Annotated in this window: 1 protein-coding gene; it reads left to right on the forward strand. The window is 77.2% G+C overall.

Annotated features, from left to right (window positions below; genetic code table 11):
- The first annotated feature begins 239 nt into the window (after positions 1 to 239).
- On the forward strand, positions 240 to 10,358 hold the full coding sequence (locus ACFYZF_RS11250; protein WP_387018492.1) for a type I polyketide synthase: 10,119 nt from the start codon (positions 240 to 242) through the stop codon (positions 10,356 to 10,358).
- Positions 10,359 to 10,370: the final 12 nt, after the last annotated feature.

A 10,370-nucleotide genomic window follows, 5' to 3' on the forward strand; every position in this document is an offset into this window, starting at 1 on the left:
GGGGCGCTTCGTCCCAGCCTGCGGCCCTGCTCCTAGGGGCAGCGCTAGGGGCCCACTAGGGGTTGGCAGCGCTGTACGGGGCCAAATACCTTCCTCCGGTAAGTAGGACCTGGTGTGCGCTGCAGCGCTGTCTGTCTGGCAATTCGTGGTCGGCTTTATGGGCTCTGGTCTTCGCGGCTTGAGGCGTCTGTGGACGGTATTGGGTCGCCTGGTTCTTCCGGCCCGAATAGGTGGCGGCAATGGCGAACGAAGATACGCTACGGGAATACCTGAAATGGGTGACGGCGGACCTTCACCAGACCAGGAGGAAGCTCGGCGAGCTTGAGGCTGCCAACCGTGAGCCGATCGCGATCGTCGGCATGTCCTGCCGCTTCCCCGGCGGGGTGCGCTCCCCGGAGGACCTGTGGGAGCTCGTCGCCTCGGGCGGGGACGCCATCTCCGGATTTCCCGCCGACCGGGGCTGGGACCTGACCCGGCTGTTCCACCCCGACCCCGACCACCCCGGCACGTCGTACGCCTCCGAGGGCGGCTTCCTCGACTCGGCCACCGACTTCGACGCCGGCTTCTTCGGCATCTCCCCGCGCGAGGCGCTCGCCATGGACCCCCAGCAGCGGCTGCTGCTGGAAACGTCGTGGGAGGCGTTCGAGCACGCCGGCATCGACCCGTCCGCGCTGCGCGGCCACCAGGTCGGCGTCTTCGCCAGCACCACCGGTCAGGACTACGTGGGACTGCTCCAGCCGCCGCCGCCCGGCACCGAGGGGTACGTCCTCACCGGCACGGCGGCGAGCGTGGTGTCCGGCCGGATCTCGTACGCCCTCGGCATCGAGGGCCCCGCCCTCACCGTCGACACCGCCTGCTCCTCGTCGCTGGTCGCCCTGCACCTCGCCTGCCAGGCCCTGCGCCAGGGGGAGTGCACCCTGGCGCTGGCCGGCGGCGCCACCATCATGTCCACCCCGTCCGCCTTCATCGGCTTCAGCCGGCAGCGCGGCCTCGCCGCCGACGGGCGGGTCAAGTCGTTCGCCGCCGCCGCCGACGGCACCGGGTGGGGCGAGGGCGTCGGCCTGCTGCTCGTCGAGCGGCTCTCCGATGCCCGCCGGCACGGGCACCCCGTGCTGGCCGTGGTCCGGGGCAGCGCCGTCAACCAGGACGGCGCGTCCAACGGGCTCACCGCCCCCAACGGCCCGTCCCAGCAGCGCGTCGTCCTCCAGGCCCTGGCCAGCGCCCGTCTCTCGCCCGAGCAGGTCGACGTGGTGGAGGCGCACGGCACCGGCACCACCCTCGGCGACCCGATCGAGGCGCAGGCGCTGCTCGCCACGTACGGGCAGGGTCGGCCGGCGGACCGTCCGCTGTGGCTCGGCTCGGTGAAGTCGAACATCGGCCACACCCAGGCCGCGGCCGGCGTCGCCGGGGTGATCAAGATGGTGATGGCGTTGCGGCACGAGACGGTGCCGGCGACGCTGCACGTCGACGAGCCGACCCCCAACGTGGACTGGACGGCCGGCGCGGTGTCGCTGGTGACCCGGGCCCAGCCGTGGGCCGCCGGTGAGCAGCCGCGCCGGGCCGGCGTGTCGTCGTTCGGGATGAGCGGCACCAACGCTCACGTGATCATCGAGGAGGCGCCGGCCGAGGCCGCCCCCGGGCCGGCGGAGTCCGGCGCGGACGGCGACGCCGGGCGCGACGCGGCCAGCACCGCCGCAGCCACCACCGCTGCGGCCGGCACGGCCGGGGCCACCACCGCCGGGGCCACCACGGCCGGGTCGGCCGGCGACGGGCCCGCGCCGGTCGTCGGGGCCGGACTCGTGCCGGTGCTGCTCTCCGCCCGCGACGCGGCGGCCCTCACCGCGCAGGCCACCCGCTGGGCCGACCTGTTCGACGCCCGCCCCGAACTGCGGCTGCCCGACGTGGGCTGGTCGTCGGCCACCACCCGGGCCCGGCTGGAGCACCGGGCCGTGCTGTTCGCCGCCGACCGCGCCGAACTGCTCGCCGGGCTGCGCGCCCTCGCCGCCGGCCACGACGCGCCCGGGCTGGTCACCGGTGCCGGGCCGCGCGGCGGCCAGCTCGCGTTCCTCTTCTCCGGGCAGGGCGCGCAGCGCTGCGGCATGGGCCGCGACCTGGCCGACGCCTTCCCGGTGTTCGCCCGCGCGCTGGCCGAGGTCTGCGCCGAGCTGGACCGTCACCTGCCCCGGCCGCTGGCCCCGGTGATCTTCGCGCCCGAGGGCGGCGAGGCCGCAGCGTTGCTCAACCAGACCCTGTTCACCCAGGCCGGGCTCTTCGCCGTCGAGGTGGCGCTGTTCCGGCTCCTGGCGAGCTGGGGGGTCGTCCCGGACGTCCTGCTCGGCCACTCGATCGGCGAGCTGTCGGCGGCCCACGTCGCCGGCGTGCTGACCCTGCCGGACGCCGCCGCCGTCGTCGCCGCCCGGGGCCGGCTGATGCAGGCCCTGCCGGCCGGCGGCGCGATGCTGTCGGTCCAGCTCTCCGCCGAGGCGGTCCGGGCCGCCCTGACCGGCCTCGAAGACCGGGTCGCCGTCGCCGCCGTGAACGGCCCCGCCTCGGTGGTGGTCTCCGGCGCCGCCGACGCCGTGGAGGAACTCGAACGCCGCTGGGCCGACCAGGGGGTGCGGACCAAGCCCCTGCGGGTCAGCCACGCCTTCCACAGCCCGCTGATGGAACCGATGCTCGACGAGTTCGCCGCCGTGCTGCGCGGGGTCGAGCTGCACCCGCCGACGCTGCCGATCGTGTCGAACCTGACCGGCGAGGTCGTCGACCCCGACGCCGTGCGCACCCCCGAATACTGGGTGCGGCACGTGCGGGAGGCCGTCCGGTTCGCCGACGGGGTGGACCGGCTGTGCGCCATGGGCGTGCGTACCTTCCTTGAGGTGGGCCCGAGCGGGGTGCTCACCGCGCTCACCCGCGACATCCTCGCCGCCACCGGCCGGGACGAGGGCCGGGCCACGACCGCCCTGCTGCGCCGCGACCGTGGTGAACCCGGCTCCGCGTTCGCCGCCCTTGCCGAGCTGCACGCCGGCGGGGTCGACGTGGACTGGGCCGCGCTGTTCGCGGGCGCCGACGTCGCGCGGGTGCCGCTGCCCGGGTACGCGTTCCACCGCCAGCGGTTCTGGCCCGAGCCACCGCCCGCCGCCGTCGCGGCCACCGCCTCCGGCGACGACGACGGGTTCTGGGCGGCGCTGGAGGGCGCCGACGCCGAGACGCTGGGCGGGGAGCTGGGCGTCGACCCCGACGACGACTCCGTGCGTACCCTGCTGCCGGCCCTGCCGGTGCTCAGCTCCTGGCGCCGGTCCCGCCGGGAGCGGTCGCTGGCCGACGAGTGGTCGTACCAGGTGACCTGGAAGCCGGTGCCGGTCGCCGACCGGGACGCACCCGCCGGCCGCTGGCTGGTCGTGCTGCCCGCCGCCGACGCCCCCGCCTGGGCCGCCGGGCTGGCCGGCCTGCTGCCCGACGCCGAACCGCTCACCGTCGGCGGGGCCGACCTGGACCGGGCGGCGCTGGCCGCCCGGCTGCGGGAGGCCGCCGCCGAGCGGCCCGTCGACGGCGTGCTGCTCGTCGTCGCCGGCCAGGACCGGCTGCTCCCGGAGCACCCGGGCGTCACGCTCGCCGCCGCCACCGCCCTCGCGCTGGTCCAGGCCCTGACCGACCTCGACCTGGTGGCGCGGCTGTGGTGCGTCACCAGCGGCGCGGTCGCCGCGGCCCCCGCCGACCAGGTCGAGCACCCGTTGCAGAACCAGGTCTGGGGCCTCGGCCGCGCCGCCGCTGTCGAGCAGCCGCACCGCTGGGGCGGCCTGGTCGACCTGCCGTCCACCGTGGACGACGCCGTCGCCCGCCGGCTGGCCGCCGTGCTCGCCGACGGCGGCGAGGACCAGGTGGCCGTCCGCTCGGGCGGCGTCTGGGCCCGCCGGCTCGTGCCGGCCCCCGCCGCCGTGGACGACGTGCCCGCCGTCGACTGGAGCGGCGGCACCGTCCTGGTCACCGGCGGCACCGGCGGGCTCGGCGGCCACGTCACCCGCTGGCTGCTGGACCGCGGCGCCCGGCAGGTGGTGCTGGCCAGCCGCCGGGGCGCCGCCGCCCCCGCCATGGCCGACCTGCTCGAAAGGTACGGCGCCGACGGACGGGTCACCGCCGCCACCTGCGACGTGACCGACCGGTCGTCGGTGGCCGCGCTGCTGGACTCGCTGCCTGGGCTGACCGCCGTCGTGCACGCCGCCGGCACCGACCAGCTCACCCCGCTGACCGACACCACCCTCGACGAGTTCTCCCACGTCGTCGCCGGCAAGGTGCTCGGCGCGCTGCACCTCGACGACTGCCTCGCCGACCGCCCCCTCGCCGCGTTCGTGCTCTTCTCCTCCATCTCCGGGGTGTGGGGCAGCGCCGGCCAGTGCGCGTACGGGGCCGGAAACTCGCTGCTGGACGCCCTCGCGGTCAACCGGCGCGGCCGGGGACTGCCGGCCACCGCCGTGTCCTGGACCGCCTGGGGCGGCGAGGGCGGCATGGCCGCCGAGAACGTGGCCACCGCACAGCTCAACCGGATGGGCCTGCCCCCGATCGACCCGGACCGGGCGCTCGTCGCGCTGGACCGGGCGACCCGCCGGCCCACCGGATGCGTCACCGTCGCCGACGTCGACTGGGCCCGGTTCCACCCGGCGTTCACCGTGGCCCGGCCCAGCCCGCTGCTCGGCGACCTGCCCCAGGTGCGGGCCCTGCTCGACGCCGAGGAGTCCGCCGCGCCCGCGCCGGGCGCCGTCGCCGAACCGCTGCGCCACCTGGCCGGCCTCTCCGCCGCCGACCAGGAACGCGACCTGCTGCGGCTGGTCAACGAGCAGACCGCTGCCGTCCTCGGCCACGCCACCCCGGACGAGCTGCGCGGACGCCCGTTCAAGGACCTCGGCTTCGACTCGCTGACCGCCGTCGACTTCCGGGGCCGGATGAACACGGCCACCGGCCTGCGCCTGCCCACCACCCTCGTCTTCGACTACCCCACCCCCGCCGAGCTGGCCGCGCACCTGCGCGAGCTGGTCTTCGGGGGCGACGCGGCCGACGCGGGGGAGACCCTCGTCGTGCACGCCGACGAGCCCGTGGCGATCGTCGGCATGGCCTGCCGGTACCCGGGCGGCGTCGGCGGGCCGGAGGAGTTCTGGCGGCTCGTCGCCGACGGCGTCGACGCCGTGTCGGCGTTCCCCACCGACCGGGGCTGGGAGATCCCCGAGGGTCTCGACGGCGCCCATGCCCCGGCCGGCGGCTTCCTCTACGACGTGCCCGACTTCGACCCCGCGTTCTTCGAGATCTCGCCCCGCGAGGCGCTGGCCATGGACCCGCAGCAGCGGCTCACCCTGGAGGCGTCCTGGGAGGCGCTGGAGGGGGCCGGGGTCGACCCCGCCGCGCTGCGCGGCACCCGCACCGGCGTCTTCGTCGGTGCCTCCACCTCCGGGTACGGCACCGGGCTGACCGAGGTCCCCGAGGGTGTCGAGGGGTACCTGATGACGGGGGCCGCGCACAGCGTGATCTCCGGCCGGGTCGCGTACACCCTCGGACTGGAGGGGCCGGCCGTCACCGTCGACACCGCCTGCTCGTCGTCGCTGGTGGCGCTGCACCTGGCCGGGGCGGCGCTGCGCCGGGGCGAGTGTGACCTGGCGCTGGCCGGCGGCGTGGCCGTGATGGCCACCCCCACCGCGTTCCAGGAGTTCTCCCGGCAGGGCGGGCTGGCCTCCGACGGCCGGTGCAAGTCGTTCGCCGCGTCCGCCGACGGCACCGGCTGGTCCGAGGGCGTCGGCATGCTGCTGGTGCAGCGCCTCTCCGACGCCCGCCGCGAGGGCCGGCGCATCCTCGCCGTGGTCCGCGGGTCCGCCGTCAACTCCGACGGCGCGTCCAACGGGCTGACCGCCCCGAACGGGCCGTCCCAGCAGCGGGTGATCCGGCAGGCCCTGGCCAGCGCCCGGCTCACCACCGCCGACGTGGACGTCGTCGAGGCGCACGGCACCGGCACCGTCCTCGGCGACCCGATCGAGGCGCAGGCCCTGCTGGCCACGTACGGCCAGGGCCGCGACGGCGGCGAGCCGCTGCTGCTGGGCTCGGTGAAGTCGAACATCGGGCACTCCCAGGCCGCCGCCGGGGTGGCCGGCGTGATCAAGATGGTGCTGGCGATGCGGGAGGGCCTCGTCCCGGCGTCCCTGCACGCCGACGAGCCGTCGCCGCACATCGACTGGTCGTCCGGGGCGGTGGAGCTGGTCACCCGGGCCCGCCCCTGGCCGGCCGTGGACCGGCCGCGCCGGGCCGCCGTGTCCTCGTTCGGGATCTCCGGCACCAACGCCCACGTGCTCGTCGAGCTGCCTGCCGCCGACGACGCCGACGCGGCCCCCGCGTCCGCGCCCGACCCCTGCCTGCTCGCCGCCGACACGGTGGCGTGGCCGTTGTCGGCGCGCTCCACGGCCGCCCTGGCCGCGCAGGCCGCCCGGCTGGCCCGGCACCTGCGGGAGCACCCCGGGCTCGACCCGGCGGCGGTGGCCTGGTCGCTGGCCACCACCCGGTCGGCGTTCGACCGGCGGGCGGCGGTGCTCGGCGCGGGCACCCCGGACCTGCTGGCCGGCCTGGACGCGCTCGCCACCGGCACCCCGGCCGGCAACCTGCTCACCGGCGCCGTCACCGGCCACGGGCCGGGCCCCGTGTTCGTCCTCCCGGACGCCCGCGCCGCCGTCGACGCGGCGGCCGGGCTGGTCGGCCGGTGCCCCGCCCTCGACGGCGCGCTCGCCGACTGCCGCCAGGCCCTGGCCCCCTGGCTGGACGTCGACCCGGCGGCCCTGCTGACCGGCGCGGACCGGTCCTGGGTGGACCGCCCGGAGCTGGCCCAGCCCGTCGCCTTCGCCGTCGGCGTCGCCCTGGCCGCCGTGTGGCGGCACGCCGGGGTCACCCCCGCCGCCGTGCTCGGCCACGCCGACGGGGAGGTCGCCGCCGCCTGCGTGGCCGGCGTGCTCTCCCTGCCCGACGCGGCCCGCGTGGTCGCCCTGCGGGCCCGGGCCGTCGCGGACCGGACCGACGACGACGCGACCGATGCCGCCGCCGACCGCCTCCGCGCCGAACTGACCGGCCTCGCCCCGCAGCCGGGCACCGCCCGCCTGCTGTCGACCGTGACCGGGGACTGGGCCGACCCGGCGTCCCTGGACGCCGGCCACTGGGCCGACGGGGTCCGCCGGCCGGGTTCCCTCGACGCCGCCCTGCGGGCCGCCGTCGCCGCCGGCCACGTCACCTTCGTGGCGCTGTCGCCCGACCCGGCGTCGACCGCCGAGCTGACCGGGGCGCTCGCCTCGGCCGGCGTCGCCGGCCAGGTGCTGGACACCCTGCGCGGGGACGGCGACGCGCCGACCCGGCTGCTGGCCGCCCTCGCCGCCGCCCACACCGTCGGGCTGCCGGTCGACCAGCGTCGGATCCTCGCCGGGGCCGACCCGGTGGACCTGCCCACGTACGCGTTCGAGCGGCACCGGTTCTGGCTGGAGCGCACCGGCGCCCACCGGGCCGTCCTGCCCGCCGTCGGCCTCGACGTCGTCGACCACCCGCTGCTCAGCGCCGTCGCCGAGCTGCCCGGCGACGAGGGGCTGCTGTTCACCGGCCGGATCTCCCTGACCGCCCAGCCGTGGCTGGCCGACCACGCCGTGCTGGGCACCGTGCTGCTGCCCGGCACCGCGCTGGTCGAGCTGGCATCCTGGACGGGCCGGCACGCGGACACCGCCTCAGTGGCCGAACTGAACCTGGAAGCGCCCCTGGCGATTCCCGCCGAGGGCGGCGTCGACCTGCGGGTCCGGGTCGGCCCGGCCGACGACACCGGGCACCGCCCGGTCTCCGTGCACACCCGGCCCGACGACGCCACCGACGGATCCCGGCAGTGGCAGCGGCACGCCTCCGGCCTGCTCGCCGCCACCGAGGACCCGGCCGCCGCCCCGGCGGCCGTGTGGCCGCCCGCTGACGCCGAGCCGATCGCCCTCGACGGGCTCTACACCCGGCTCGCCGAGCAGGGCTACCACTACGGGCCGGTGTTCCGGTCCCTGCGCGCCGCGTGGCGCTCCGGCACCGACATCCTCGCCGAGGTGGCCCTGGACGCCGACGCGGCGACCGACACCACCGCCTTCTCGGTGCACCCCGCGCTGCTGGACGCGGCGCTGCACGCCATCGGCGCCAGCGTCGCCGGAGCCGGCCCCGACGACGGTGCCGCCCCGCCGCCCGCGACGGGCGGCCCCGACATCCGGCCCGGCCTGCCGTTCGCCTGGACCGGCGTGACGATCCGGCCTACCCGAGCCCGGGAGCTGCGGATCCGGCTCACCGCCACCGGTTCCGGGGCGGTCGCGTTGACGGTCACCGACACCGGCGCGACGCCGGTCGCCTCCGTCACCGGCCTCGTCCTGCGGCCCATCTCCGGCGAGCAGCTCAGCGCGGCCCGCCGCGCCGCCACCCGGTCCCTGCACCGCCTCGACTGGGTCACCCCCGACGCGGCCCGCGCCGACAACCCGTACCGGCTGGTCGCCCTGGGCGACGGCTGGCCCGCCGCCGACCGGTCCCCGGACCTCGCCGCCCTGGTCGCCGGGGTGCGGGCCGGCGCGGCCGTACCCGACGCGGTGGTCGTCACCTGCGGCGGGCCGGACCCCGACGAGCCGGACCCGGCCCGGCTGGCCCACCGGGTCAGCCACCGCACCCTCGCGCTCGCCCAGCAGTGGCTCGCCGAGGACACCCTCGCCACCGCCCGGCTGGTGGTGGTCACCCGCGGCGCCGTCCGGGTCGACGCGGGCGACCGGATCGCCGACCTGCCCGCCGCCACCGCGTGGGGGCTGCTGCGCAGCGCCCAGTCGGAGAACCCCGACCGGATCGTGCTGGTCGACGTCGACGTCGACGCCGACGACGACCGGGCCGCCGCCGACCTGCTGCCGGCGGCGCTCGCCACCGGCGAGCCACAGCTCGCGGTGCGCGCCGGCCAGCTCCGCGTCCCCCGGCTGACCCGGCTCGGCCCGCCGCCCGCCGACCGGCCCGACCCCGACCTGGCCGCCGGCACCGTCCTGGTGACCGGCGCGACCGGCGCGCTGGGCCGGCTGGTGGCCCGCCGGCTGGCCGACCGGCACGGGGTACGCCACCTGCTGCTGGTCAGCCGCACCGGCGGGGACGCCCCCGGCGTGGCGACGCTCGTCGACGAACTCGCCGCGCTGGGCACGACCGCCCGGGTGGCCGCCTGCGACGTCACCGACCGCGACGCGCTGGCCCTGCTGATCGACCAGCTCCCCGCAGACCGGCCGCTCAGCGGCGTGGTGCACGCGGCCGGAGTGCTTGACGACGGCATCCTCGGCGCACTCACCCCGGACCGGTTCGACGCCGTGCTCCGGCCCAAGGTCGACGCCGCCTGGCACCTGCACGAGCTGACCGAGAAGCTGGACCTGGCTGCGTTCGTGCTGTTCTCCTCCGCCGCCGGCCTGTTCGGCGGCCCCGGACAGGCCAACCACGCCGCCGCCAACTGCTTCCTCGACGCGCTCGCCCAGCACCGGCACGACCGGGGGCTGCCCGCCACCTCCATGGCCTGGGGGCCGTGGGCCAACGACACCGGCGACGGGCAGCCGGGGCACGTCGACGAGGACCGGATGAACCGGGGCGGCTTCGTCCCGCTCGCCGCCGAGGAGGGCATGGACCTGTTCAGCGAGGCGCTGCGGTTCGCCGACCCAGTCGTCGTACCGGTCAACCTCGACCTCGCCCTGATCGGCCGGCACGGGCCCGCCGCGGTGCCGCCGGTGCTGCGGTCGCTGGTCCGCCCGGCGACCACGGGCGCGGCCCGCGCCGCCGAGCGCGACCCGGCGGCGGCGCTGCGCGACACCCTCGCCGCCACCGCCGAGGCCGACCGCGACCAGGTGCTGTCCGACCTGGTCCGCACGCACGCCGCCGCCGTCCTCGGGTACGCCTCGATCCGGTCCATCGACGCCGAACGCGGCTTCGTCGAACTCGGCTTCGACTCGCTCACCGCCGTCGAGTTCCGCAACCGCCTCAACGCGGCCACCGGCCTGCGCCTGCCGTCCACGCTGATCTACGACCGGCCCACCACGGCGGCCCTCGTCGAGCACCTGCGGGGCGCGCTGCTGGCCGAGCGGAGCACGTCCGCGCTGACGGTGCTCGGCGAACTGAACAAGCTGGAGCACGTCATGCGGACCGTGGCGGACGGCGACGCCGACCGGGTCGCCGTCGGCGACCGGCTGCGCGAACTGCTCTCCCTGTGGACCTACACCGGCTCCGGCGCCCAGGACGCCACCGGCGACGACGGGAACCTGTCCTCGGCGTCCGCCGAGGAGATCTTCAGCTTCCTGGACGAAGAACTCGGCTCGGCCTGATCCGGCATGTTC

The organism is Micromonospora sp. NPDC001898, assembly GCF_042891255.1.
Classification (GTDB): Bacteria; Actinomycetota; Actinomycetes; order Mycobacteriales; family Micromonosporaceae; genus Micromonospora.

What these genes read in the sequence shown, in the direction of transcription:
- ACFYZF_RS11250 (WP_387018492.1), top strand. Translation starts at nt 240, where the DNA reads ATGGCGAACGAAGATACGCTACGGGAATACCTGAAATGGGTGACGGCG.